Below are 25,114 nucleotides of genomic sequence, written 5' to 3'. Positions count from 1 at the left end.
CTGATCATGCGCGCGTCGAGCGTCGGCTGCGTCGATGCCTCTCGCGCCCGGTTCGGGGACTGGCCAGGGGCGCGACGGCGTAACGTGCGAGGCATGGAGATCTGGACCATCGGACACTGGACCTGTCCCGTGCCGGAGTTCCTCCAGCCCCTGGAGGAACACGGGATCGGGCTCTTGGTCGACGTGCGCGCCCACCCCGGGTCCCGCCGGAATCCGCAGTTCGGCAGCGACGCGATGGCCCAGTGGCTGCCGGAGGCCGGCATCGGTTACCTCCACCTCGCCGAGCTGGGCGGGCGTCGTCGCAAGCAGGGGGTGGACCCGACGGTCAACGCGGGATGGAAGAACACGAGCTTCAGGAACTACGCGGACTACACGCTCACCGAGGGGTACGAGGCGGGAATCGCCCGTTTGTCGGCGCTGGCCCGCGACACCCGGACTGCGGTGATGTGCGGGGAGCCCATGCCGTGGAGGTGCCACCGGCTACTGATCTCGAACACGTTGACCGCCACGGGCTGGACCGTGTGGCACCTGATGGGCGAGGCGGTCCCGCGTCGGCACCAGCTCGGCCAGTGGGGCGCCGTGCCCGTGGTCGACGAGTCGTCACGGGTGACCTACCCCGACGACCCGCCTGGCTCGGGCTGACCGCGGACGCGCCTGCCTTATCGCGACCCGCCTGCGCTCCAGTGCGGGCGTCGCGCATTAGGGCTGGCGGGGTTGCAGGCGTGTGGACCCAACGCAGGCGTGGGGACATAACGCAGGCGTCGCCGGGTAGCGCAGGCGTGGGGACGTAGCGCAGGCGTGGGGCCTAGCGCGGGCGGATCATCAGCGCGGTGCGGGCGACCGGGGACTACCCACCGGTAGCGTGCGTCCCATGGCAGCCCGGGCGACGATGAAGCAGCGCTACGCGCGACGACGCAAGCGCCGGCTGAGCGCCAAGGTCCAGGACCTCACAGCGGAGCAGTGGGCCGGGCTGTGTGACGCGTGGCGCGGGTGCGCCTACTGCGGCGCCGTCGGCGTCCCGTTGCAGAAGGACTGCGTGCTACCGATCTCCCGGGGCGGCCGCTACACCGTCGACAACGTGGTGCCCGCCTGCCGCAGCTGCAACACCAGCAAGTGCAACAGCGAGGTGACCGGCTGGCTGCGGCGGAAGAAACTCGACGAGGAGTCGTTCCTCATCCGCCAGTGGGAGATCCTGTCGGTGGTCGCGCGCGACGTGGCCCCGACCGCCGACTGACGGAGTCGCGTGGGGGGCACGCGGTTCGGGACCCTGCCGCCCTCCGTCGGCGACGGGGCGCGTCGGGATTCGTCAGGTCGGGTAGGGGCATCGCCCTCGAGGCGGGGCAGACGGCGGCCGACGACCCCCCGCACCTCTGTTCGCGCGGATGGATCTCCTCCTGACGGGGGCGATGGCCATCATCACCGGCTCGTTGCCCGTTCTGACGGGCAGACTGGCACCGAGATCCACGGAGCCGGCGTCGCCGCGCAGTAGTGATCGTCTCGTGCCTCTTCCGGTGTTACCCGAGGCTTTGCTGCTGGGAAACCTCGACGGTGCCCTGGTCGGGTCCGGGCGCGGCGTCGGGGTTGCCGAACAGCAGGGCAAAGACCAGGAAGACTGCGATGACGGCAGCGGCGGCCTGAGCGTTGACGGCGGCGAATGGTGAGGTCTTCATGGTGTTCCTCCGTTGTGCGGGCATGGCGGGGCCAGGCCGGGTTGTGGTTGGGCTTGCCGCCCCGGCGGGAGCCGGGGCGCGTGAGGGGCGGGCGATCAGTCGGGGGTGTCGACGATCGCCTCGGTGAGTTGGTGCGCCACGAGGGTGACTTGCCTTGCCAGGTCCTCGATGGTCGATGGGTTGATGCGCTGGACGGGGCCGCCTATGCCGATGCAACCGACCGGCGGTCCGTCCCGGCCTTCGAACACCGGCGCCGAGATCCCGCACCCCCCGGTGTGGTTCTCCTCGCTGTCGACGGCGTAGCCGAGAGAGCGGACCGTCGCCAGGTGATCGCGCAGCAGGCCCGGATCGGTGATGGTGTGGCCGGTGCGGGCAGGCAGCTCGTCCGGCAGCGGGGCCAGTTCCCAGGCGAGCAGGCACTTGCCGACCGACGTGGAGTGGAGGGGCAGCAACCGTCCCTTCTCCAGCACGACACGCAGCGACTGGGCCGTCTCGATGGCGTCCACGACAAGGGCCTCTCCGTCCGAGGCCACCGCCCCGTGTGCGCATTCCCCGGTCAGGCCGACGAGTTCCTGCAGGAACGGCGAGGCAAGCTGGCGAAAACGCCGCTGGGCGCTGGTGAGGCCGAACCGTGAGCGAAGCGCCGGTCCGAGCCGGTAGCCCCGCCGGGAACGTGCGGGCGCGACGGCGAACCCCTCCTTGGCGAGCGTCTGCAGGATGCGCGAGGCAGTGCTCTTGTGGACCCCCAGCTCGTAGGAGACCTGCTGAACGGAGAGGCCACGGTGTTGCAGGGCGGGGTCACTCTCCAACTCGATGAGAAGGCGGATGACGCGGAGGCCACGCTCAAGACTGCTGCGTTCGACGCCCTGCTGACTCACGTCCACCCCTCCCTCCGGGCCCGTTGTTCCGATGACTCGAGGCTAGACATCGCGCAGAGACTGCACAACCGGCACTCATGGATAGGTTGCGTAACGTGCAACATGTACCGTCCTGGACCGGAGAATTCTCAGAGCGTTGCGTTCAATGCAACTTGACGCATCCAGGTCACTCACAGGACTTGGAGTCAGGTTGTTCCGGGAGCCCTGGCGAAACCTGACCACGACCGCGCCAGCGAGCGGAGTCGCCACCAGATCCGCCTCTTTGTGTGGGCCCGACCCGCCTCCCCGCGACATTGGGTGTCCGCGCAATCAAATCGTTACCTCCGCGTCCCCACACGAAACACGGCGTCCACTAGTGTGGCCGACGGCCCGTAGTACCCAGGGCCGCGTCACGGGTGGAAGCAGGGATCCGGATGGCAGAGATCACCGCCGTCGAAGCGCGTGACGGCGCCGTCGCGATCGCGGGCCGCACGCCGTGGCAGATCACGCGATCGCGGTTGGCCCGCGACAAGGTCACCATGGTGGCCCTCTGCTCCACCGTCTTCTTCATCCTCCTCGCCGTCACCGCGCCGCTGATGACCCAGCTCGGCTGGCTCGATCCCTACTCCTCCAACACGGACCTGGTGGGCGGCCTCGGCTCGCTCCCGCTCGGCCCGCTCGGGGGAGTGTCCTGGGACCATCCGATGGGCGTCGAGCCGGGCACCGGCCGCGACCTCCTCTCCCGCGTGCTCGCCGGCCTCACCGTCTCCCTCGTGGTGGCGACGAGCGCCGTCGCGGTCTCCGTGGTTCTGGGCACCGTCATCGGGATCGTCTCCGGCACCGCCGGCGGGCGCGTGGACTGGCTGTTCTCCCGCGTGATCGACTTCGTGCTCAGCTTCCCGCAGACGCTGATGCTGATCGCCCTGTCCACCATCGCCATCGACCTCATCCAGCGCTCCCTCGGCACGGACCGCACGCCGGCGTCGATGCTGTTCATGATCGCGGTGATGGGCTTCTTCGGGTGGCCCTACTTCGCCCGGATCATCCGCGGGCAGGTGCTCTCGCTGAAGGAACGCGAGTTCGTCGAGGCCGCGCGGTCGCTCGGGGCCGGACGCCTCAGGATCTACTTCACCGAACTGCTTCCCCACCTGTGGGCGCCGATCCTGGTCTACACCACGCTGATCATGCCCCAGAACATCGCCACCGAAGCGGCGCTGGGCTTCCTCGGGGTCGGCATCCAGGCACCCACCCCGTCGTTCGGCTCGATCCTCAACGACTCGGTGCACTACGCCACCTCGGACCCGGCGTACTTCATCTTCCCCGGAGTCACCCTCTTCCTGGTGGTGCTCTCGTTCAACCTCCTCGGAGACGGGCTCAGAGACGCCCTGGATCCCAAGGCGGACCGCCAGTGACGGCCACACCCACAACTTCCACCTACACCCACCTAAGAAGGAGAGCGCCAATGAGGCGTAGCAAGATCGCCGCGAGCGTCGCGGCACTGATGGCCTTGGGCCTGATCACATCCTGCGGGTCCACACCCTCGGCAACCAGCAGCGGATCGACGGCGGCCTCCGAGTCCGCCGCCACCGACACCCCCACCGCCGGCGGGACCCTGAACCTGCTGATCGGCACCGCGACCGAGCACTGGGATCCGCAGCGCACCTACGTGGGCGTCGCTATCGAGTTCGGCAACCGCACGTTCAGCCGCACGCTGACCACCTGGTCGCCGGTGACCTCGAACACCGAGCAGGCCACGCTGGTGGCCGACGCCGCCACCGACACCGGCACGGTGAGCGAGGACGGCAAGACCTGGACGTTCACCCTCAAGGACGGCATCAAGTGGGAGGACGGCCAGGACGTCACCTGCGAGGACTACAAGTACGGCATCTCCCGCACCTTCGCCGTCGATGTGATCACCGGCGGCCCCAACTACGCCATCCAGTTCCTCGACATCCCGAAGAACGACGACGGCTCCTCCCAGTACGTCGGCCCCTACACCGGCACCGGCCAGGAGCTCTACGACCAGGCCGTCAGCTGTGACGGCAACACCATCACGTTCAAGCTCAGCCAGCCCGTGATGGACTTCAACTCCACGGTCACCATGACCGCGTTCGGCGCCTTCCGCGAGGACAAGGATCAGGGCGACAAGTCCAACTTCCAGATCTTCTCCAACGGCCCCTACAAGCTGGAGGGCACCTGGTCGCCCAACAGCGGCGGCACCTTCGTCCGCAACGACCAGTGGGATCCGGCCACCGACGAGGTCCGCAAGGCGTACCCGGATTCCATCGTGTGGGACGAGTCGCTCACGCAGGAGACCGTCTACGAGCGCCTGATCGCCAACCAGGGTAACGACGCCAACGCCATCACCTTCGACCAGGCACCGGTCACGGCGCTGGCCAACGTCTCCACCGGCGCCGAGGGCCGCACCGACATCGTCGCCTCGCCCTACACCCGGTACCTGGTGCCGAACTACAAGTCCGACGTGATGAGCAACGACAAGGCCCGCGAGGCGCTGGCCCTGGCCACTGACCGCGCCGCGTATGTCACCGCCGTCGGCGGCGAGCAGGTCGCCAAGCCGATCAACTCGCTGATCAACCCGGCCCTGGAGGCCTTCCCGGACACCCCGCTGCTCGCCGGCGAGACCGGTGATCCCGAGGCCGCCAAGGCGGCGCTGGAAGAGTCGGGCCTGACGCTGCCGGTGGCCATCAACGTGGCCTACCGCAAGAACGACACCATGGACAAGGTCTTCTCCGGCCTCAAGACGGGCTGGGACGCGGCCGGCTTCGAGACCAACCTCATCGGCATCCCGGCCGAGCAGTACTACGGCACGCTGCAGTCCCCGGACTCGGCACCCAAGTACGACGCGTACTGGGCCGGATGGGGCGCCGATTACCCGTCGGCCTCGACGGTGATCCCGCAGCTCCTCGACGGCAGCACGCAGATCAGCGCCGGCGGCCCCGGCCAGGACTACGGCTACTTCGACAACGACGAGTTCAACGCCGGGATCGATGCCGCCTACCAGATCGCCGACCAGGCCGAGCGCGAGGCGGCCTGGGGCCAGCTCGATGCCGACGCCGTGACCAAGCACTTCTCGGTCATCCCGCTGATCGTGGACCAGTTCGTGTTCGTCCGCGGCAGCAACGTGCAGGGCGCCTACGTCAACGGCACCTTCACGGGCTACTACGACGTGGCGACCATCTCGGTCAAGAACTGACATAGAGCAAGAGGTGGGGGTGCGTCCACGGGCGCACCCCCACCCACGCGGGACACTAGGAGCTGGCATGTTCTACTACATCCTCAGGCGGCTGATCGCCGTCGTGGCGATGCTTTTCGTGATCACCGCGACCACCTTCGTCCTCTTCTACGCCTCACCGATCGACCCAGCCCAGTACACCTGCGGCAAGAACTGCACCCCCACCATCCTCGAGGGCAACCGCAAGGCCCTCGGCTACGACCAGCCGGTCACCGTCCAGTACGGCAAGTTCGTCGCCGGCCTGTTCGTCGGCCGCGACTTCCCGGACAACGCGGAGCTCCGCGAGTCCAACCCGGAGCAGGTCGTCCACTGTGGCGCCCCGTGCCTGGGGTACTCGCCCAGCCAGCACCGCACCATCAACGAGATGGTCGGCGAGGCCTGGCCGGTCTCACTGTCCATCGCCGTCGGGGCCTTCTCGCTCTGGATGTTCATCGGCGTCGGCGGCGGCATCCTCGCCGCGCTCAACAAGGGCCGATGGCCCGACCGCACCATCGTCGGCGCCGCCCTCGTCGGGTTCTCGCTGCCCACCTTCTTCGTCGGCCTGATCCTGCTGACCTTCCCGGCCATCAAGTGGGGCTGGGTGCCCATCCCCAACTACGTGCCGTTCTTCGAGAACCCCCTCGCCTGGGCGCACAATCTGATCCTGCCGTGGATCACGTTGGCGTTCTTCTTCGCCGCCAGCTATGTCCGGCTGACCCGCGCCTACATGATCGAGACGCTCAGCGAGGACTACATCCGCACCGCGCACGCCAAGGGCGTGACCAGGCGCCGGGTCGTGTTCAGGCACGGCCTCCGCGCCGCCACCACCCCCATCGTCACGGCGGCCGGCCTGGACCTCGGCGGCCTCCTCGGCGGCGCCATCATCACCGAGAGCGTGTTCTCCATGCACGGGCTCGGCTTCCTCGCCGTCCGCTCCGTCACCAACATGGACCTGCCCACCATCGTGGCGATGGTGATGATCGTCGCCTCCTTCATCGTCATCGCGAACATGGTGGTCGACATCGCCTACGGCTTCATCGACCCGAGAGTGAAGGTGGGCTGATGAGCGAACCGTTCCTGCGCGTCACCGACCTCAGGGTCAGCTTCCCCACCGACGACGGCGTGGTCAAGGCCGTCGACGGCCTCACCTTCACCCTCCACAAGGGCACCACGCTGGGCATCGTCGGCGAATCGGGCTCCGGCAAGTCCGTGACGTCGCTGGCGATCATGGGTCTCCACCGCGGCTCACGTGCCCAGGTCAGCGGCGAAATCCTGCTCGACGGGCAGGACCTGCTCACGATCTCCGACGAGGAGCTCCGCCGCCTCCGCGGACGCAAGCTCGCCATGATCTTCCAGGACCCGCTCTCGGCGATGCACCCCTATTACACCGTCGGACAGCAGCTCACCGAAGCCATCCAGGTGCACGAGAACGTCTCGAAGAAGGCCGCCCGCACCACCGTCATCGAGATGCTCGCCCGCGTCGGCATCCCGAACCCCGACAAGCGCGTGGACCAGCACCCCCACGAATTCTCCGGCGGCATGCGGCAGCGGGCCATGATCGCCATGGCGCTGATCAACAACCCCGAGCTGCTGATCGCCGACGAGCCCACCACCGCCCTCGACGTCACGGTCCAGGCCCAGATCCTGGACCTCATGCGCGGCCTCCAGCAGGAGTTCGGCTCGGCCATCATCATGATCACCCACGACCTGGGCGTGGTGGCCGAGATCGCCGACGACGTCATGGTGATGTACGGCGGCAAGGGCGTGGAGTACGCGGAGGTCGACGACGCCTTCCACCAACCCGACCACCCCTACACGTGGGGCCTGCTCACCTCCATGCCCCGCCTGGACCGGCTCAAGGCCGAGCGCCTGATGCCGATCGACGGCAACCCGCCGTCGCTGATCAACATCCCGCCCGGCTGCGCCTTCCATCCGCGCTGCACCTTCCGCGAGTACGCGGGTGTGGCGTGCCACGAGGTGGTACCCGAGCTGCTCGAGTCCTACCCCAAGCACGATTCGCGGTGCCACATCCCCGTGGCGAGGCGCGCGGAGCTGTTCGCCGAGCAGATCGTCCCGAGGCTGTAGGAGAGTCCGATGAGCCTGTTGAACGTCACCGATCTGAAGAAGCACTTCCCCACCCACACCCAGAAGCTCATCCGCACGCCCGGCGCCCCCGTCAAGGCCGTCGACGGGCTCAGCCTCACCCTGGACTCCGGCGAGACGCTCGGCGTGGTGGGGGAGTCCGGCTGCGGCAAGTCGACGGCGGGGCGCACCATCCTCCGGCTGCTCGAGCCGACGGCGGGGACCATCGAATTCGAGGGCCGCGACGTCACCAGGGTCAAGGGCGAGGAACTGCGTCGGCTGCGTCGCGAGGTGCAGATGGTCTTCCAGGACCCGTACGGCTCGCTCAACCCGCGGCACCCGATCGGCGCGATTGTCGCGGCGCCGTTCCAGATCCAGGGCATCAAGCCGCTCGGCGGGGTGAAGCGCACGGTCCAACAGCTGATGGAGCGCGTGGGGCTGAACCCCGAGCACTACAACCGCTACCCGCACGAGTTCTCCGGTGGCCAGCGCCAGCGCATCGGCGTGGCCCGGGCGATCGCGCTCAAGCCCAAGCTGATCGTGTGCGACGAGCCGGTTTCGGCGCTGGACGTGTCCATCCAGGCGCAGGTGATCAACCTGTTGGAGGACCTGCAGGCGGAGCGGAACCTGGCCTACCTCTTCATCGCCCACGACCTGTCCGTGGTGCGCCACATCTCGGACCGGGTGCTGGTGATGTACCTGGGGAAGATGATGGAGGTGGCGGATCGCGACACGCTCTACGAGCGGCCGATGCACCCGTACACGCAGGCGCTTCTCTCCGCCGTTCCGGTTCCGGAGCCGCGGCGAGGTCGGGACCGGATCCTGCTCACGGGCGACCTGCCCAGCCCGCAGAACCCGCCGTCGGGCTGCGTGTTCCGGACCCGGTGTCCGATCGCAACCGAGCGGTGCGCCGCCGAGGTGCCGGTCCAGGCGGAGGTTGAGCCCGGCCACCTGGTGGCCTGCCACTACCCGGCGGTCCGCGTGGTTGTGTAACCGCGACACAATGGGCACCATGCAGAAGACGATCGTCATCACCGGGGCCAGCGACGGGATCGGGGCCGCGGCCGCGCGGGAGCTCAGCCGCGCCGGCCACACCGTCGTCGTCGTGGGGCGCTCGCCGTCGAAGACTGAGGCTGTCGCGGGCGAACTCGGCGCTCCGTTCCACGTGGCGGACTTCGCGGACCTCTCCCAGGTCCGCCCCCTTGCGGCCGCGTTGTTGGCCGCGTACCCGCGCATCGACGTCCTGGCCAACAACGCCGGCGGCATCATGGGGGAGCGAACGCTCACCGTCGACGGCCACGAGACGACGTTCCAGGTCAACCACCTGGCCCCGTTCCTGCTGACCAGCATGCTGATGCCCGCCCTGGTGGCGGGGAAGGCCACCGTCATCCAGACCTCCAGCGCGGCCGCGCGCGGGTTCGGCCGCCTCGACATCGAGGACCTGCAGCTCACCCGCGGCTACTCCCCGACGAGGGCCTACGGCAACGGGAAGCTGGCCAACATCCTCTTCACCACCGAGTTGCAGCGCCGCTACGGGGACGAGGGTGTCGCGGCGGTGGCGTTCCACCCCGGGGTGGTGGGCAGCAACTTCGGCGCGGACAGCACCCCCGCCATGCGTTTCTTCTACCACGGACCGTTCAAGAAGGTGTTCACCATCACCAACGAGAAGGGCGCGGACCAGCTCGTCTGGTTCGCCGAGGGGAGGCCCGGCGCTACGTTCGAGCCGGGGGCGTACTACGAGTCCAGGAAGGTCGCGGGGAAGGTCAACCCGCAGGCGCGGGATACGGATCTGGCCAGGGAGCTGTGGGACCGCTCGGCCGCGCTCGTCTGAGCGCCCCCGGGTTCGTGATCCGACCCCCCGGCCCCCGCCGGCCAGTGGGTTGAGCCGATGGATGGGTTCGACGAAGGGGCCCCGCGTGGACTGAGCGGAGGCCGCTCCGCGAACCCATCCATCGGCTCAAACCCACCCCCGCCTTCGGAGGCTCGGGGTGAGGGCCAGCGCCGCGGAGACGGGACCCCAGTGAGGGGCTCGACGCTCAGGACCTGGCAGGGAGGGTCGCAGTTCGGGCACGATTCCGCGGTCACAAGGACCCGCCTCCTGGCTCGCGCTCCTCCCGTCCGGTGGGCGTGCCCACTTTCTTCCTGATGTGGTCGACTTCTTCGTACGATTCAACGATGGCGCTCAACATCAAGGATCCGTTCACAGACGACCTCGCGAGGCGGCTGGCGGCGGCGACGGGCGAGAGCATCACCGTCGCCGTTCGGGTGGCGATGGAGGAGCGGCTCGAACGCCTGGAGCGGGAGCGGCGGCGGCACGGGCGCCGACCCAACCTCGGCCGCTACATCGAGCGGGCGCGCGCTCGCCGACTACTCGATGCCCGTCCAGTCGAAGAGATCCTCGGCTACGACGACAACGGCCTGCCGACATGATCGTCGACACCTCTCCCCTGATGGCGATCATCATCGGTGAGCCAGACGCGGAGCGGGACTTCGCGCAGACGGACATCGCCGCAGCCGGGTGACTCCTCGCCATCACAGTGCACCAGCGTGGGACAGTGGCAGGGCGTTCGTCGCTTCACCTGCAGGGCCAGGGCCTACAACACCAGCGTCAGGACCAACACCAGGATCAGGACCACGGCCATGACCGCGACCACGCCCAGCACGAGCCACACGAGCCCCCGGCCGAGGCGGTCGGCCGCCTCCGCGTCGTCACCACCGCGCGGGTCACCCACAGAGAAGCGGAGGATGGCTGCGTCGGTGGCGTCGTCGACCACGGCCCGTCCCGTTCGGTGCCCGGCGTTGGCCGTCGCCATCGCCTCGGCGATCCCCCACCGCATTCCCCGAGCGTCCTCCGGCTTCATGGCAGGAGTCAGGTGCCGGGAGCAGTCCCGCAGAAACGCCGGGGCCGCCCGGCTGCCCACGACGACCTGCGGGAACCTCGCCAACAGGGAGGCCAGGTCCCGTTCCGCGCCCGATCCCGGACGCGTCATCTCGACGGCCAGCGGCGCCAGCAACTGAGGGTCGTGCTCGACCATCTCGGCGAGGAACTCCACCCCCACCTGCGCGCCTTGCCCGCCGCTGAGGAACCTCCGGATGCGTCGGGTGTCGCGTTGCAGCGCCTTCGCCTGCTCGGCCGCGGTCAGCACCACCAGGCCGGGCGCGGACTCGGCCGTGAGCCCGAGGCCGTCCAGCCATGGCCGCGCCTCCCGGAGCCCCGCCACGTCCCAGCCTGTGGTGACATCCTCGGCGAGCAACAGCAGCGCGTCGGTCTCCAGCAAGCCAGGCGGCAGCATCGGGGCCTGACCCTTCCTGGCCCGCCTCCGCTCGATCCGCACCAGCTGGCCCCAGACTCCGGGCAGCTCCAGTGAGTCGACCGCCCCCCGCGACACCACCGTCGACGGGTGGCTCAGCAGCCGCTCGAGCTGATCCACGTCACCCGACAGCAGCCGCCTGGACAGGTCTCCGTCGGCCCACCGTCGTGCCTGAGGTCCGACGATGGGCCCATGGAGCAGCTGCAGCGCCTCACTCAACGACAGCGGCCGCTGCCCTTCGAGCTCCTCCAGCCACTCGGCCCAGCTCCCCGCCCGCGACCTCCGGCCGGGATACCGCCGCTCCGCCGCCTCGCCGAGCGCCCAGGCCAACCCTGTGGGGAGTGGCTCCACGTCCGGCCGGGCCCCGTCGTCGTGAGGTGCGCGCGCCGAGAAGCCGCGGAAAATGTCGCGGTGCCGCTCCCGCAGGGCCTCCGGCCACTCGCCCGAGATCACGGTCTCGCCGGCCTCGATGCGCGAGGCGGCCAGCGAGGTGGACCAGGTGTATCCCTGCGCCACGCCCTCGGGCAGGATCCGGCACAGCCACCCCAGCAGCTGATCCACCTGCCCCTGGCTCCCCGGCAGCAGAAGCACCCGGCGCGACGGGTCCAGCGCCAGCATGCCTGCCAGGGCCCGTTCCACCTCCTGGCCCGGCGCCTTCAGGGTGGTGCGCGGGCGGACCGTCGGGCCGGGCAGGAGCCAACCGTCGCGCCGCACCACCGGCAGCGATCCGGGCAGGCAGTCCATCAGGGTGCCGCCGTCGGACAGGGCGGCGAGCTGGACGGTGCCGGCGGGACCGTAGTGGCCCCCCGACCCCTGGACGACCACCACCCACGAGCCCACCCGAGGCGACCAGCGGTAGGTGGTCACGGCGATGCCCTGCGCGTCAGGGGAGCCGGCGACGGCGAGCTGCGGGTACAGCGGTTCGAGCGCCGCGAACTCGGCCGCGACCTGGGGCGGGAGGGATGGCGAGCTGCGCTCCGGGTCCGGGCGAAAGCCGCCTCCGCGGTCCGATCGGGTGGAGACGAGCCAGGCCTGGGTCGTCATCCGGGCTCCTGGAACAGCACCGTCATCAGATGCAGCAGCCCGGCGTTGGACGGGATCACCGCATCAGGGTCGCCGACCTGGCGGACCCGGCCGTCCGGCGTGACGAACTCGCGCGTGCAGGTCAGGATGAAGCGGATCGCCGCGGTGCCGTTGAGCGTCGAGACGAGGTTCCTGCCGAAGTCGGCGCCGAGCAGGGCAGAGGCGAGGACGGCGGTGACGATGTCGCGGGCCTGCAGGACGGACCCGTCGGCGCCGGCGAACCAGTACCGCTCGGAGGTCTCGACGGCCACCTCCAGCCCGCCGACGCGCAGCGGCGCGAAGGCGTCCGTGGCCACCAGCCCCCAGAAGTTCGACGGATCCCCGAAGTGGCCCAGGACGGCCAGCGCAACCTCGTTGGCCACCCTGGCGCGCTCATAGCGGTCGCTCTCCTTGAGCACTCCACCCAGCAGTTGGCGCGCGGAGGCCGTCATGAACTCCGGGTCGTAGTGGTTCACCGCCGCCAGAACCGCATCCGCGGCAGCGCCCTGGAACTCCCTGGCCGACTCGGGCCGACGGAAGGCCCACGCCCAGCGCCTCAGCGCGTCCGGTTCACCGGGGGCTACGGGCTGCCGGGCGAGAGCACTGTGGATCGCGTCGGACTTGGACACCGCGATGGACAGCTTCGCGTGGCCCATGGCCGTGAGCTCGCCGTCGCTCATCAACAGCACCGAGTGCAGCAACTCGTGGGCCTGCTGGCGGGTGGACATGAACACGTGCCCGGGCTGGCCGCCCCGGACCCGCGAGGATGCCAACCGCTCGGCTTCGCTCAGCTGGTGATACACAGACGAGAGCGACAACGAGTCGAGGACGCCGAGGAAGTGATGCGAGTAGTTGAGCTGAGCTCGCTCGCTGCGGCCCAGCTTCACCCCGCCGTCGCCGAGGTCGGTCAACCTGTCGATGATCTCGCCGGGGAGATCCACCAGAGCGGTGGTGACCTGCCGCCCGCCATGCGTGCTGCGGAACAGGTACGGGGCCCTCGTACTGCCCCAGATGCGGGCCCGGTACTCGATGCTGGCGGGATCCGGATTCTCCAGCAGCAGCGCCTGCCGCAGTACGTGCTCCAGCTTGTCCGGGGCCGCGACATCGTCGCTCACCGCACCCAGGTACGCGGTGAGCCGTTGCCGTGCGGTCTCGCGGTAGTCGGCCGTCGGTTCGATGCTCCCGGTGGTGAACCGCTGCCCCATCTCCGGGGTCAGCACGCGCCGCACCTGACGCTCCTGCCCGGGCGCGATCTCGGGTGCCCCCAGGTGCGACGGCGGCAGCACCTCCTGCCACAGCCCGCGCACGAGCTGAGACTTGCCCCCGCCGGTGGATCCCAGGATCTGCACGACGGTGGGGTCATCGGTGGCGTCGGGGCGCGGCTGGTCGCGGGTGGTGGTCCCGATGATGGCCCTGACGAGGCGCATGACGATGTTGGGGGGCGGCGCCTGGGCCGCCGTGACCCGGCGCATGTGGCCGTAGCGGCAGACCTCCCACCTGTCGGTGACGGGGTCGCGGGGAAGCATCGTGCCGAGCACGATGTCGCGGTGGCGCAGCCGGTACGAGCCGCCGTCGGGCCTGCTGCTGACCTCCAGCACCAGCCAGTCGCCCTCCTCGGCGCTGCACAGCAGACATGCGCGCCCCATCAGCTCACCGACCCCCACAGCCAGAAGACGAGCAGCAGGACCAGGAAGGTGACGACCGCGCTGACGACGGTCACCATCGTGGAGATCCGCTGCAGCTGCCGGTCCACGTCGTCGAGGTAGGTCGACAGGCGCACCGTCACCGGATCCGAGCGCCGACCCGTCCGCCCGGTGAGTGCGCCGAGCTCATCGCGGGTGAGCTCGAAGGGGGTGACCAGTCCCATGACGAATGCGGTCAGCCGCTCTATCACTTCCCCAGCACCGCCAGAACCCCCATCATCGCCAGCAGGATCGCGGCGCCCACCCCGATGGCCACCCCGATGAGGAGCGCGCGCGTGACCCGCTCCTTCACCGTTGTCGTCACCGCCGCCCTGACCACCTCGTCGTAGGCTGCCTGGGGCCGGTGGACGCTGGAGCGAAGCGCCCGCTTGGACTGCTCCGCCACGACGAGGTGCGCCGCCGGGATGCCGGCCGGGGCGCGAACGGCATCCACGCGCGCCGGATCGATCCTGGTGTCGCCGCGCATCGCGGGGGTGGTGGCGCCGCCGTCGACGATCGTGATCTCCTCCCGCGCGGCCTGCGCCGTCGAGATCGCCGCCGCCATCTCGTGTGCGCTGGCGAAGCGGTCCTCGCGCTGGGGCTGCAGGGCCTTCAGCACCACGCCGTCGAGGAGCTCCAGGCTGGGATCGTCCGCCCGCACGCTGGGCGGGACGACGGCGGGGCGCGCCCCGGTGGACGCCTCCAGCGCGCCGAACGGCAGCGAGCCGGTGAGCATCTTGTACATCAGGCAGCCCACGGAGTAGATGTCCGAGCGTGGATCCAACGGCTGGCCCAGCAGCTGCTCCGGCGACGCGTACTGCGGGCTCCCCGGCTGGAGGCCGGTGAGCGTGACCGGCGCATCGGAGGAGGACTTGGCGATGCCGAGGTCGATGATGGTGACCCGGCCGTCGCCGTCGATCATCACGTTGCTGGGTTTGATGTCGCGGTGGAGGATCACCTGCGGGTCCGAGTGCATCGCCTGCAGGCCGGCCAGCACCTGGAGGGTGATGTCCACCACCGCCTCCGCGGTGAACCGTCGGGTGACCTTGAGCTTCTCCTGGAGCGTCTCGCCCCGGACGTGGTCCATGACGATGTAGGGGTGATCCTCGTGGGGCCCGGCCCACGGCGCGGGGCCGGTTCCGGCGTCGCGGACCCGCACCACGTTGGGATGTTCGATGCGCGAGAGGAGCGCCCGCTCCCTGTGGAGCCTCGCCCTGAAGGCGCCGTCGACGCTCATGGCGCCGGTGGGGAACTTCACCGCGACCATGTCGCCCTGCTGGCGGTCCGCGCCGGTGTACACGTGGGCCATGCCGCCCCGCTTGGGCACCTCGTCGGTCAGCTCGTAGCGGTCCGCGACGACGAAGCCGGCGTGCTCCGTCATGTCGGCCCCCCTGGGTGGTCTGGAAGTGCGGTCTCCGCCTCGATGGTACCGCCGTGGGCCAGCGCCCCTCGCGGGAACACCGGGCCGCGACGGGTGTCCGACCCGGGGCGCGATGGAGCGCGGCCGGTGCCCGCTGCGCGGGAGGCGCCTGCGTTAGCTCTGGCCGCCTGAGCTACAGCGCGGGCGGCTGAACGCGACACAGGCGCCTCCGGGGCGCCAGCACTGTAGTACAGGCGTCGGGACGGAGGGCAGGCGTCGGGACGGAGCGCAGGCGTCGGCCAACGACGACGACTCGATTCGCGACGGCCTGCAGCGGTGGTCGTCCCACCAGTTCGCCCTCTCCGACGGAGACGAGCTCACGTTCGACCCCGCGGCCCTCGACCGCACGCCGGTGGAGTACCCGACCTGGTTCCAGGTGCGGTGCACGAGATCGGCTGAACCCGGACGGCGCCCACCGCTGCGACGACCGGTGCTTGGATCGCGTGGTCGCGGATATCGGTCAATCGCAGCGGGGTGAAGCTCAGCGGCGCCCCCAGAACGCGTCCTCGTTGGCACCGTCTTCGGAGAACAGATGCACAGCGATGATCTGTCCGTCCCGGATGGTCAGGAGGTCCACCCCGGCCATGTCCATCGACGCGTCGGCGCGTGTCCCGCTGAAGCGGACCGGAACCGCAACGAGTTCGCCGTTCGCCATCGCGGGCCCGGTCACGACAAGCTGGAAACTGCCGGCGCTCACGTCCATCATCCCGCCCAGCAGGGACCCCACACCGTCGATGCCGGTGTGGTCGCCTGAGAACTGGTTCGCCCCCGGCTGGTGCCACACCACCTGCGGGCTCATCAGGCCCATCGCCGTGGGCACGTCACCTCTTCCCAGTGCCTCGAAGTAGGCGGCGGCGACGGCGGCTGGAGCATTGTTGTTCATCGGATGATCCTTGTCTCGGGGGTGCGTGAGATCAAGGTAACGATTGGTAACCTGTTACCTCAACGTAACCGTCAGGAGTGGATGACGATGGACCAGCCGCCTCAGTGGAATGTGATGGTCGCAACGTGCCCGTCGCGCACCTCGTTGGCGCGCATCGCGAACAAATGGACCGCGATGACCGTGATCGCCCTCAGCGACGGTCGCCTGCGTTTCGGGGAGATTCGGCGGGCCGTGGACGGAATCAGCGGGAAGGTCCTGGCCGACACGCTGCGAGACCTTGAGCGCGACGGGATCGTCTCCAGAACCGCCTACGATCAGATGCCCCCGCGAGTCGAATACGAGCTCACCACTCTCGGGCAAACCCTGCGGGACCCCCTCGCCGCTCTGGGCCTGTGGGCCGAGACGCACATCGCGGAGGTTGAAGCAGCCAGAGACGCTTACGACCAGAAGGCTTGAGCCCTTCCACCCGAATCGGCGGAAACGGTTTCGGTGGTCGTCCGCCTCCCAGTTCGGGACCCGACTCCGCGACATCCACGGACCCAGGTCGAGGACTGACGAACAGGCTCTTTTGTAGCCCGGCGCACCCTCCGCCCGATCAACCGTCGCGCGTGCGGGGGCCGCGATCGGAGCAGCCGTTGCCCGCCCGCGCCGTTGTTCGCACAATGGCCCGAGGGCGCCGTCGCCCCAGGGACGAAGGGGGAACCATGACCGACTTCTACAGAGCAGCCCCGGGCGAGACATCCCCGCCGATTCCCGACGGGCCCCAGCTATGCAACGGGACCGCCGACATGCGCGTGGTGCACAACGCGTTTCTGTACGGGTACACCGACGCCCCGGCGCTGATCCGCTCCACCGCCGCGTGGGACTCGCGACGCTCCGAGTTCGTGGGCCACTACATCGCGGAGATCGACGCCACCCTGCACACTCACCACGAGTCCGAGGACGAGCTCCTGTGGGACCGCCTCGAGCAACGCGCGCCGGGCTGTGCGCTGCACGTGGGGCAGATGCGGGCTCATCACGCGGAGGTGTCGCGGCTGCTGGCCAAGGTGGCGCCGCTTCTCACGGCGTGGCGGGCGAGCGCTGATCCGAAGTTGGGTGACGAACTCGCCACCGCGTACGAGGAGCTTCTGGAGGTGCTCAAGGTCCACCTGCGCCGCGAGGTCGTCGAGGTGGTGCCGGTGGCGGAGAAGGTGATCACGGCCGAGGAGTGGAAGCACCTCGGCGACCATTCGATGGACGCCATCCCGAAGTCGCGGCTGCTCGTCCAGCTGGGCATGATGCTGGCCGCCTCGCCCGGAGAGTCGCGCCAGATGTTCGACGAGCTGCCGATGCCGATCAGGTTCATGTACCGGCTCGTGGGGAAGCGCCAGTTCGAGCGCCAGTTCCAGGAGCTGTTCCCGGGCCGTCCCGTCCCGCAGACCTGACCCGTCCGGGCTCGGCAGCGGGTCCCTCCGATCAGCTAAGTGTCAGGCTGAGTGTCGTACTCGATACTCAGCCTGACATTTAGCTGTTGGTCGTCGCTGCCTCCGCGCCAGAGCGACGGCGACCTGCTCAGCCGCCGGCCACCCGGGGCATCCCGCAGACGTAGGCGGCCTGCGCGATGTGCTGGGCGGCGTCGTCGATGATGCTGACCAGCCGGACCCCGCGCGTCACAGGGGGATTCCAGTGGCGGTCGATGACGCCGTCGAGGTCCTTCTCGCTGAGCGTGCGGATGTAGTCGACGAGCGCGTCGACGGTGGCCGTCGCGTAGTCGACCAGCAGCTGCGGATCCACCACGACGACGGCGCGGGCCTCGTCCGCGCTGTGGCCGTAGCCGACCCCGTCGCCCAGCGCGCCGAGGGCGAAGCGGTCACGGAAGCCGTCGCGGGTCCACACCTCATCGAGGCCGGTGAGGTGGGCCAGCTGCAGGTCGATCTCGCGCCCGGTGTGCCAGAGCAGCCAGGCCACCGAGTTGGCGTGCCCACCGGGGTGCGCGTTGAGCGTCTCGTCAGCGAGGTGAAGCGCGCTGAGAGCGTCGCGGGGACGGGAGGCGGCGTCGAGCAGGATGTCGATGGCGTTCATGCGCCCATTCTGGCGTGCGCAGCGCCCGTCAGCCGGCGGAGCCCGCGACCGCGCCGCGCAAGGTCTCGCCCCACCGTCGGGCGCGGTCCAGCTCCCCGTCCTTCAGCGGCCCGTACTTGCCCTGCACGATGAACCCCTCGGGCTTCGCGACGCGCCGGTAGCCCTTCGCCTCGAGCTCCTTCGCGATCGTCGGGGCCCCCTTGCCGAAGGGGCCGCGGACCTCGGTGTCGAAGGAGGCGAACCCCGCGGAGCCGGCCGGCAGGGCGTCCATCCACGCGCGGATCGACGGTCCACTCAGGTCCGGGGCGGGGGAGCCCGGCTCGGGATGCTCCCGGATGTCGTTGCGGGTGCGCTCCGAGGAGAGGTGGAACGCGAACACCGGCCCGCCCGCGACAATCAGGTCCGCGTCGGCCACAGCCTCGGCGCCGGCATGCTTGGTGGGCAGCGCGACGGCACCCGCCCCGATCCCCTCGGCCACGGCCCGCGCCACGGCGGCGGTGTTTCCCCACAATGATTCGTAGACAACAACGGCCTTCATCGCCCGTCCTTCCGGTCTCCCTCAGCCTACGCCCGCCGCGACCCCCCCGCCGCGGTGGCCGGCGGCGCCAGGCAACACACGGCCGAGTACTACCCAACGTGGGTGATGTCCAGACTTCCCCTCGCGGGGAGGATGGCCGGACCGACACGAAGGAGTTACTCGATGGCGAAGACAGTGTGGGCGACGGCGCTGGTGGGGGTCACACTGCTGCTGGCCGCATGCGCCCCCTCCGCAACCCCCCAGGACGTACCCGCGGGCGAGGAGGTGGCCGGCAGCATCGTCGGGACCACGTGGCTCCTGAGCACCCTCGGCGGGGAGGCGCCCGCGGAGGGCTCCACTGTCACCGTTCACTTCGCCGACGACGGAGCCCTCTTCGGTTCCGGCGGCTGCAACCGCTTCGCGGGCACCTACGAGATCGACGGCTCGGCCCTCACCGTCGGTGACGCGCTGCCCTCCACGATGATGGCCTGCGACGAGGCGGTGATGGAGCAGGAGTCGGCGTTCTTCGCGGCCCTGGTCGATGCCCGGGAGTTCGCGGTCGCCGACGACTCGCTCACCCTCAGCGACGAGGCCGGGGCCGAGCTGGCCACCTTCACCGCCCAGTCCCAGGATCTGGCGGACACCACCTGGACCATCACCTCCTACAACGACGGCTCCGCGGCGGTCAGCCTCCTCGAGGGCACGGAGGCGGACCTCGCCTTCGCCGACGACGGCACCATTTCCGGCACGGGGGGCTGCAACCGCCTCCTCGGCTCCTACACCGCCGGCGACGGCACCATCTCGTTCGGCACCATCGCCACCACCCAGATGGCGTGCGAGGCGCCGGTGGGCCTCATGGATCAGGAGGCCGCCATCGTCGCCGCCCTGGAGAGCGCCGCCACGTTCAGCGTCGAGGGCGACACGCTAGAGATGCGCACCGCCGACGACGCCATCGCAGTCCAGTTCACCCGCGCCTGACGGCGCGCCCACACCGCCACCCATCCGCGACACTGAAGGACTGACCATGACCCACGCAGCGCCGTACCCCCCGTTCTCCCTGCCCACCCGCGAGCTGACCGTCACCGTCGGCGAACTGCCTGACGGCATCGACGCCGTCGCCCACATCGTCTTCGCGGGCGAGCAGCCCCCGGCGGCCAGCGGCATCACCGGAGAGCGCGCCTCCTCCCTCGGTTTCGACGCCGCGGTGGGCAAGACGCTGGTCCTCGTAGGTGCAGAGGGTCCGCTCACGGTGCTCGTCGGCGGCGGTGACCGCGACAAGGCGGACGCCACCACCCTGCGCAACGTTGTGTCGCACTTCGCGCGCGCTGTGCCCAAGCAGGAGCGGCTGGCCGTCGTGCTGCCCGAGTCCCCGGCGGGCGTCACGGACACGGTGATCGCCGCCGTCGAGGGTTCGGCGCTGGCGCGCTACGTCTACCGCATCGGCCAGGACGGGCCGGACGCCAAGCTCACGGCTCTCGCGCTGGTGTGCGACGAGGGCTACGTGCCTGAGGCCGAGGCGGCCGTGGCGCGCGGACTGCTGCTGGTGAAGGCCACCAAGCTCGCCCGCGACCTCACTGGCACCCCGGGCGGCATGCTCACGGCCACCAAGCTCGGCGAACTCGCCCTCGAGATGGGCCCCGACGCCGGCCTCGAGGTCCAGGTCTTCGGCGAAGAGGAGCTGGTGGAGCTCGGCTGCGGCGGGCTGCTGGGCATCAACCTCGGCAGCGTCGAGCCGCCGGCCATGGTCAAACTGGTCTACCGCCCCCAGGGCGAGCCCACCGGCAAGCTGGCCCTGGTGGGCAAGGGCATCATGTACGACGCGGGCGGCCTGGCGCTGAAGCCCGGCGACGAGGTGCATGCCGTGATGAAGAACGACATGGGCGGCGCGGGCGCCATCCTCGCCGCCATGACCGTGCTCAAGGACCTCGGCTGCACCGCCCAGGTCACCGGCTACCTCATGTGCACCGACAACATGCCGTCGGGCTCCGCGCTCCGCCTGGGCGACATCGTCGTCATGCGCGGCGGCAAGACCGTCGAGGTGATCAACACCGACGCCGAGGGCCGCATGGTGATGGGTGACGCCCTGGTGCTGGCCACGGAGGAACCCGTCGACGCCATCGTGGACATCGCCACCCTCACCGGCGCCGCGATGCGCACGCTCGGCACCGAGATCGCGGCCGTGCTCGGCAACAACGAGGACCTGATGGACCAGGTGAAGGCCGCCGCCGAGCGCGTCGACGAGCCCGTGTGGGAGCTTCCCCTGGCGCACCGGTACCGTCCCGAGCTGAACTCGGAGCTCGCGGACCTCCGCAACATGGGCGGCGCCAACGCCGGCACCATCACCGCAGCCCTCTTCCTGGAGGAGTTCGTCGACGGCAAGCCGTGGGTGCACATCGACATCGCCGGCACCGCGCAGTCGTGGTCGGCGGACAAGTGGCGCAACAAGGGCACCACGGGGTTCGGCACCCGCCTCCTCATCGACTTCGCGCTCAACTTCAAGGCCTGAGACCGCGCCGGCCCTACCCCATGACCCGCACCCGGGAGGCTGCCCTCAGTCCCTCCCATGTCTCGACGGGGAGCCTCCCGGGTGCGCCCATCGTCTCGGCCCTCGTGGCCGAGGCGCACGAGCTGTACCGCTTCACCGCGGAGGGCGAACCGTCGCAGGTGTACCCGGCGCTCGCCGGAGCAGACCCCGCCCTGTTCGGCGTGTGCGTGGTGGGCGTCAACGGCGCCGTCTTCACCGCAGGGGACGCGGACCATCCGTTCACCATCATGAGCGTGGCCAAGCCGTTCGCGTTCGCCCTCCTCTGCCAGGCCCTCGGCGCGGACGAGGCCCGTCGTCTCGTCGGGGTCAACGCCACCGGACTGCCGTTCAACTCCGCCTCGGCTGTGGAGCGGGTGCCGGACGGGCGCACCAATCCCATGGTCAACCCCGGCGCCATCGCCACCACCAGCCTCATCCCTGGCAGGGGCGAGGACAAGTGGGACACCATCCTCCGGGGACTCTCGGCCTTCGCCGGCCGTGACCTCGCCGTCGACGAGGACACCTACGCTTCGGCGTCAACCACCAACCACGTCAATCGCGCAGCCGTGAACCTGCTGCACAGCCGCGGCGCCCTGGGCGCCGATCCGGAGCTGGCCCTGGACCTCTACACGCGCCAGAGCTGCGTCGAGGTCACCGCCCGCGACCTCGCGACGATGGGTGCCACGCTGGCCGACGGCGGCGTGAACCCCGTCACGGGCGAACGCGTGCTCGACGAGGACCTCTGCCATCCCGTCCTGGCGGTGATGCTGACGGCCGGGCTGTACGAGACCTCGGGGAACTGGCTCTACGAAGTGGGCCTGCCCGGCAAGAGCGGAATCGGCGGCGGGATCGTCACCATCTCCCCCGGGAAGGGCGGCCTGGCCACGTTCAGCCCACCGCTCGACGACGCAGGCAACAGCGTCAGGGGGCAACTCGTGGCAAGGCACCTGGCCCGACGGCTCGGGTTGGACCTCCTACAGTCGACGGCCCAGATCCAGGTGACCAGGGAACCCCGCAGAGCCAAGGCGACCGCCGCGGACTCAAGTCCGCAGGGCACAGCCACCCACCTCTAGAACTGGTTTGATCCGCCACCCGCCACGCCGTCGAGCAGCCCCGTAGTTCGCGCGATCCGGACGGCCTCGCGACGGCTGCTCACAGACAGCTTCCGGAAGATGGACTTCAGGTGCTGCTTGACCGTGTTCTCGGAGATGCTCAGCGCGGCGGCGATCTCTGAGTTGGACCCCATCGTCGGCAGGTAGGACAGGACGGCCTGCTCCCGCTCCGTCAGCGGGGCGAGGGGCGCTGACGCGGCCGGGGCGGTGGGCACACCGGCCGCGGCGAGGGCCCTCTCCACGAGGCTTCGGTGGGTGCCCACCACCTCCCGATGACGGCGCAGCGCCGAGGCGAGCGGCTTCGACTGGCGCAGGACGAACAGCTCCGCACCCTCGGACACGGCCAGGTCCAAGGCCCTGCCCATCGCCTCGGTGGCCAGCGAATCGTGGCGCAGACGATCCTCGGCCACCGCCACCGAGAGCCACGCCTGCACGGCCTCCGCGCCCACCACCTCCAGCAGATGTTCGACGGAGGACCGCACGCCCTGCGGCTGGCCGGTGGCCAGCAGGAATCTGGCGCGGCAGTTCGACACGGCGTCCGGTCTTGGGAGGGCGCCGCCATCGCGACCCAGGGGCCCGGCGTCGTACTCGGCCAGGGTGGCCCTGGCCTTCTCGATGTCACGCTCAGCCAAGGCGAGGTCGACCCGCAGCGAGGTGAGGAGGGCCACGATCGTCAGCATGCCCTGCCGCTTCGCCACCGCCGCGTCGGCCGCCGCCACCCCCCGGCGTGCGCCGCCCAGGTCTCCGGACACCAGCGCCTGCCGCGCCTTCAGAACCAGGAGGGTGCCCGCGACGAAGGGGTTGATCTCAGCGCCTGCCGCGGCGGCGCACTGCTGGCGAGCGTCGCGCGCCGCGTCGCCGTCGCCGGCGTACATGAGCGTGATGGAGAGGGCCAACCAGGCCCATTGGCTCTCATAGGAGTGCGAACGTCCCTGGCTGCGCGCCACCGCGAGCGCGCTCTCCGCCGAGGGGCGCGCCACGGCCAACCGGCCGCTCCCGGCCTGTGCCAGCGCAAGCATCCCGCGGTAGTAGACCTCCCCATACGCCGTGAAACCGGACGATGGATACGCCTCGATGGAGGACTCGAGGAGGTGGCACGCGTCGTCCGGCCGACCGGCCCACAGCTCCGCCACCCCGTGCAGGGCAAGCGTGAATCCTCGGTGGGCCGACCATCCAGGGGCCTCCGCCGCGGACACGCCCGACAGCAGGTCGTGCGCCTGGGTGGCCGCGCGGCGCATGGCGAGCGCGTCGCCCTGCCGATGGGCCCGCGCGGCCTTGATGGTCTGCAGGGTGAGAGTGGCCAGCGCCCGTCGAGGCTCGGGCAGCGTGCCCAGCTGGCCCACGGCACGCGCCACGAGGGCGTCGGCGGCGCCCCGGTCGCTGCGGGAATAGGCCGCGACGGCGTGGGCCACGGCAAGCTCGGGGTAGTCCACCGTGGCCGCCGACGGCACACGCGCCATCACGTCGCCGAAGGCATGGCGGTCCGTGCCGAAGAGTGCCACCGCGCCGGACCTCATCGCAATCTGGCCGGCGAAGTCCCAGTCGCCGGAGGCAGTGGCGTGGTCCAGCGCCTCGATCCAAGCGTCGTTCGCCTCGAACCAGAGGGCCGCCTTCCGCTGCAGGTCCTGCTCCAGCTCGGGCCGGGTGGACTTCAGCCGCGCACGGAGGACCTCGTTGAGCAGGGAATGGGTGCGATACCAGCCCGTGCCCTCCACCTCGTGCGCGAGGAGCTGCTCCCGAGCCAGAGCCCGCAACATCTCGTCGGCCCCCGGCTCCCCGGTCAGCGCCGCGGCCAGCGGCGCGCACAGCCGCCCGGACACCGAGGTGCGCAGCAGGAACTCCCCGTAGCGCTCCGGGAGCAGGGTGAAGACCTCGTCCCACAGGTACTCGGACACCAGGAAGGTGAGGCCGCCAAAGCGTTCGATCGCGCGAGACGGCTCGTCCGCGATCCGCAGCGTCAGCGCCGCCAGCCGGAGCGCCGCCGCCCAGCCGCTGGTGGTCTCCATCAGCCGGTCCAGCGCCGCCGACGACAGCTCCACGCCGGATTCTGCCATCAACTCCTGGGATTCGGCGGCAGTGAAGGCCAGATCGGCGAAGCGCAGCTCGCCCAGCTTCCCCTCGAGCCTCAGCCGCTGCAGCGCCACCGGGGGGTCGTGCCGGGAGACCAGGACGAACCGGACACCCTTGGGAGGCCAGCGGAGGACCCGGTCGAGCCAATCGAGAGTGGTGCCGCCGTCGAGCTCCTGGACGTCGTCCAGGACGAGCACCAGGCCCCCGCCGGCTTTCTCCGCGACGCTGTGCAGGAAGTCCGCATCCGGCGCGTCCGGGATCTCCAGCCCCTGGAGGGCAGCCGGAACGGCCGCCTTGAGTGCCGACAGGACCGACGCCCAGAATCGTGACGCGGCGGCGTCTCCGGAATCGAGGGAGAGCCACGCGACGGGGCCGGGCAGGTGGCCCTGAAGGGTCCAGTCCGCCACCGCCAAGGTCTTGCCGGTCCCCGCCGGGCCGGTGACGAGAATGACGGGGTAGGCGAGGCTCGCATTGAGCAGATCCACGACGCGGGCGCGGCGGATGAACCGGTCTGATCGGACCGGGACGCGGAATCTGGATTCGTTGAACGACCGAATTTGCTGGCGAGCTGCCACCCTGGCCTCGTTCCTGTCTCTGGGCCCTGAACGGCATCCTAGGCGACCCAGGGGTG

Annotated in this window: 24 protein-coding genes; 14 read left to right on the top strand and 10 right to left on the bottom strand. The window is 70.0% G+C overall.

From position 1 onward, the window contains the following. Positions 1-93 precede the first annotated feature (93 nt). Both ACX1D1_RS01020 and ACX1D1_RS01015 read left to right on the top strand, forming a co-directional pair. Positions 94-642, top strand: coding sequence for a DUF488 domain-containing protein (locus tag ACX1D1_RS01020; RefSeq protein ID WP_459055560.1), 549 nt, complete (start codon positions 94-96; stop codon positions 640-642). Between the two features lie 229 nt (positions 643-871). Then, a complete protein-coding gene (locus ACX1D1_RS01015; protein ID WP_459055559.1) occupies positions 872-1,234 on the top strand; it encodes an HNH endonuclease in 363 nt (120 codons plus the stop codon). A gap of 280 nt (positions 1,235-1,514) precedes the next feature. Here ACX1D1_RS01015 and ACX1D1_RS01010 read toward each other — a convergent pair whose 3' ends face one another. Beyond that, positions 1,515-1,670 carry a hypothetical protein gene (locus tag ACX1D1_RS01010; RefSeq protein WP_459055558.1) on the bottom strand — a complete coding sequence of 52 codons (156 nt, stop codon included), beginning with the start codon at positions 1,668-1,670 and terminating at the stop codon, positions 1,515-1,517. 95 nt (positions 1,671-1,765) lie between these two features. Beyond that, positions 1,766-2,548, bottom strand: coding sequence for an IclR family transcriptional regulator (locus tag ACX1D1_RS01005; protein WP_459055557.1), 783 nt, complete (start codon positions 2,546-2,548; stop codon positions 1,766-1,768). Between the two features lie 413 nt (positions 2,549-2,961). Between ACX1D1_RS01005 and ACX1D1_RS01000 the strand changes: the two genes are divergently transcribed. The 7 genes from ACX1D1_RS01000 to ACX1D1_RS00970 all read left to right on the top strand — a co-directional run bounded on the left by ACX1D1_RS01000 (position 2,962) and on the right by ACX1D1_RS00970 (position 10,271). Further along, positions 2,962-3,939, top strand: coding sequence for an ABC transporter permease (locus ACX1D1_RS01000; RefSeq protein ID WP_459055556.1), 978 nt, complete (start codon positions 2,962-2,964; stop codon positions 3,937-3,939). Positions 3,940-3,989: 50 nt separating this feature from the next. After that, the gene (locus ACX1D1_RS00995; protein WP_459055555.1) at positions 3,990-5,741 is read left to right on the top strand and encodes an ABC transporter substrate-binding protein; all 1,752 of its coding nucleotides are present in this window, start codon (positions 3,990-3,992) and stop codon (positions 5,739-5,741) included. Between the two features lie 67 nt (positions 5,742-5,808). Then, a complete protein-coding gene (locus ACX1D1_RS00990; protein WP_459055554.1) occupies positions 5,809-6,822 on the top strand; it encodes an ABC transporter permease in 1,014 nt (337 codons plus the stop codon). After that, positions 6,822-7,844 carry an ABC transporter ATP-binding protein gene (locus ACX1D1_RS00985; protein ID WP_182781235.1) on the top strand — a complete coding sequence of 341 codons (1,023 nt, stop codon included), beginning with the start codon at positions 6,822-6,824 and terminating at the stop codon, positions 7,842-7,844. The genes ACX1D1_RS00990 and ACX1D1_RS00985 overlap by 1 nt, the downstream gene beginning before the upstream one ends. 9 nt (positions 7,845-7,853) lie before the next feature. Beyond that, on the top strand, positions 7,854-8,834 hold the full coding sequence (locus tag ACX1D1_RS00980; protein ID WP_459055553.1) for an ABC transporter ATP-binding protein: 981 nt from the start codon (positions 7,854-7,856) through the stop codon (positions 8,832-8,834). Between the two features lie 19 nt (positions 8,835-8,853). Beyond that, a complete protein-coding gene (locus ACX1D1_RS00975; protein WP_459055552.1) occupies positions 8,854-9,672 on the top strand; it encodes an SDR family NAD(P)-dependent oxidoreductase in 819 nt (272 codons plus the stop codon). Between the two features lie 344 nt (positions 9,673-10,016). After that, complete coding sequence (locus ACX1D1_RS00970; RefSeq protein ID WP_459055551.1) at positions 10,017-10,271, top strand: type II toxin-antitoxin system VapB family antitoxin; 255 nt, start codon at positions 10,017-10,019, stop codon at positions 10,269-10,271. A 164-nt stretch (positions 10,272-10,435) separates the two neighbouring features. Here the strand turns inward: ACX1D1_RS00970 and ACX1D1_RS00965 are convergent, their stop codons facing one another. The 5 genes from ACX1D1_RS00965 to ACX1D1_RS00945 form a co-directional block, all read right to left on the bottom strand. Further along, the gene (locus ACX1D1_RS00965; RefSeq protein WP_459055550.1) at positions 10,436-12,196 is read right to left on the bottom strand and encodes a hypothetical protein; all 1,761 of its coding nucleotides are present in this window, start codon (positions 12,194-12,196) and stop codon (positions 10,436-10,438) included. Next, positions 12,193-13,860 carry a hypothetical protein gene (locus ACX1D1_RS00960; RefSeq protein WP_459055549.1) on the bottom strand — a complete coding sequence of 556 codons (1,668 nt, stop codon included), beginning with the start codon at positions 13,858-13,860 and terminating at the stop codon, positions 12,193-12,195. Before ACX1D1_RS00960 ends, ACX1D1_RS00965 begins: the two co-directional genes overlap by 4 nt. Further along, positions 13,860-14,081 (bottom strand): hypothetical protein, encoded by a 222-nt coding sequence (locus tag ACX1D1_RS00955; protein WP_459055548.1) that lies wholly within the window; start codon positions 14,079-14,081, stop codon positions 13,860-13,862. The genes ACX1D1_RS00960 and ACX1D1_RS00955 overlap by 1 nt, the downstream gene beginning before the upstream one ends. 23 nt (positions 14,082-14,104) lie before the next feature. Beyond that, complete coding sequence (locus ACX1D1_RS00950; RefSeq protein WP_459055547.1) at positions 14,105-15,277, bottom strand: serine/threonine-protein kinase; 1,173 nt, start codon at positions 15,275-15,277, stop codon at positions 14,105-14,107. Between the two features lie 520 nt (positions 15,278-15,797). Beyond that, positions 15,798-16,199 carry a nuclear transport factor 2 family protein gene (locus ACX1D1_RS00945; RefSeq protein ID WP_182781243.1) on the bottom strand — a complete coding sequence of 134 codons (402 nt, stop codon included), beginning with the start codon at positions 16,197-16,199 and terminating at the stop codon, positions 15,798-15,800. Positions 16,200-16,286: 87 nt separating this feature from the next. Between ACX1D1_RS00945 and ACX1D1_RS00940 the strand changes: the two genes are divergently transcribed. Beyond that, positions 16,287-16,655: a winged helix-turn-helix transcriptional regulator gene (locus ACX1D1_RS00940; protein ID WP_182781244.1), complete on the top strand. Its 369-nt coding sequence runs from the start codon at positions 16,287-16,289 to the stop codon at positions 16,653-16,655. A gap of 248 nt (positions 16,656-16,903) precedes the next feature. Beyond that, entirely contained in the window at positions 16,904-17,623 is a 720-nt protein-coding gene (locus tag ACX1D1_RS00935) for a hemerythrin domain-containing protein (RefSeq protein ID WP_459055546.1), read from the top strand. 127 nt (positions 17,624-17,750) lie between these two features. Here ACX1D1_RS00935 and ACX1D1_RS00930 read toward each other — a convergent pair whose 3' ends face one another. Together ACX1D1_RS00930 and ACX1D1_RS00925 are read right to left on the bottom strand one after the other, a co-directional pair. Further along, complete coding sequence (locus tag ACX1D1_RS00930) at positions 17,751-18,260, bottom strand: mycothiol transferase (protein ID WP_459055545.1); 510 nt, start codon at positions 18,258-18,260, stop codon at positions 17,751-17,753. A 28-nt stretch (positions 18,261-18,288) separates the two neighbouring features. After that, entirely contained in the window at positions 18,289-18,798 is a 510-nt protein-coding gene (locus ACX1D1_RS00925; protein WP_459055544.1) for a flavodoxin family protein, read from the bottom strand. Positions 18,799-18,960: 162 nt separating this feature from the next. Here ACX1D1_RS00925 and ACX1D1_RS00920 point away from each other — a divergent pair, with 162 nt between their 5' ends. The 3 genes from ACX1D1_RS00920 to glsA are packed head-to-tail and all read left to right on the top strand — an operon-like array spanning position 18,961 to position 22,374. Further along, entirely contained in the window at positions 18,961-19,755 is a 795-nt protein-coding gene (locus ACX1D1_RS00920; RefSeq protein ID WP_459055543.1) for an META domain-containing protein, read from the top strand. Positions 19,756-19,801: 46 nt separating this feature from the next. After that, on the top strand, positions 19,802-21,283 hold the full coding sequence (locus ACX1D1_RS00915) for a leucyl aminopeptidase family protein (protein ID WP_459055542.1): 1,482 nt from the start codon (positions 19,802-19,804) through the stop codon (positions 21,281-21,283). Between the two features lie 20 nt (positions 21,284-21,303). After that, the gene (gene glsA / locus ACX1D1_RS00910; RefSeq protein ID WP_459055541.1) at positions 21,304-22,374 is read left to right on the top strand and encodes a glutaminase A; all 1,071 of its coding nucleotides are present in this window, start codon (positions 21,304-21,306) and stop codon (positions 22,372-22,374) included. On the opposite strand, the gene ACX1D1_RS00905 is transcribed toward glsA, so the two are convergent. Continuing rightward, positions 22,371-25,058, bottom strand: coding sequence for a winged helix-turn-helix domain-containing protein (locus tag ACX1D1_RS00905; protein WP_459055540.1), 2,688 nt, complete (start codon positions 25,056-25,058; stop codon positions 22,371-22,373). The two genes, glsA and ACX1D1_RS00905, sit on opposite strands and share 4 nt — an antisense overlap. Positions 25,059-25,114 lie beyond the last annotated feature (56 nt).

The organism is Tessaracoccus luoxuelianae (assembly GCF_054483915.1).
This window is presented reverse-complemented; position numbering and strand designations above follow the sequence as displayed.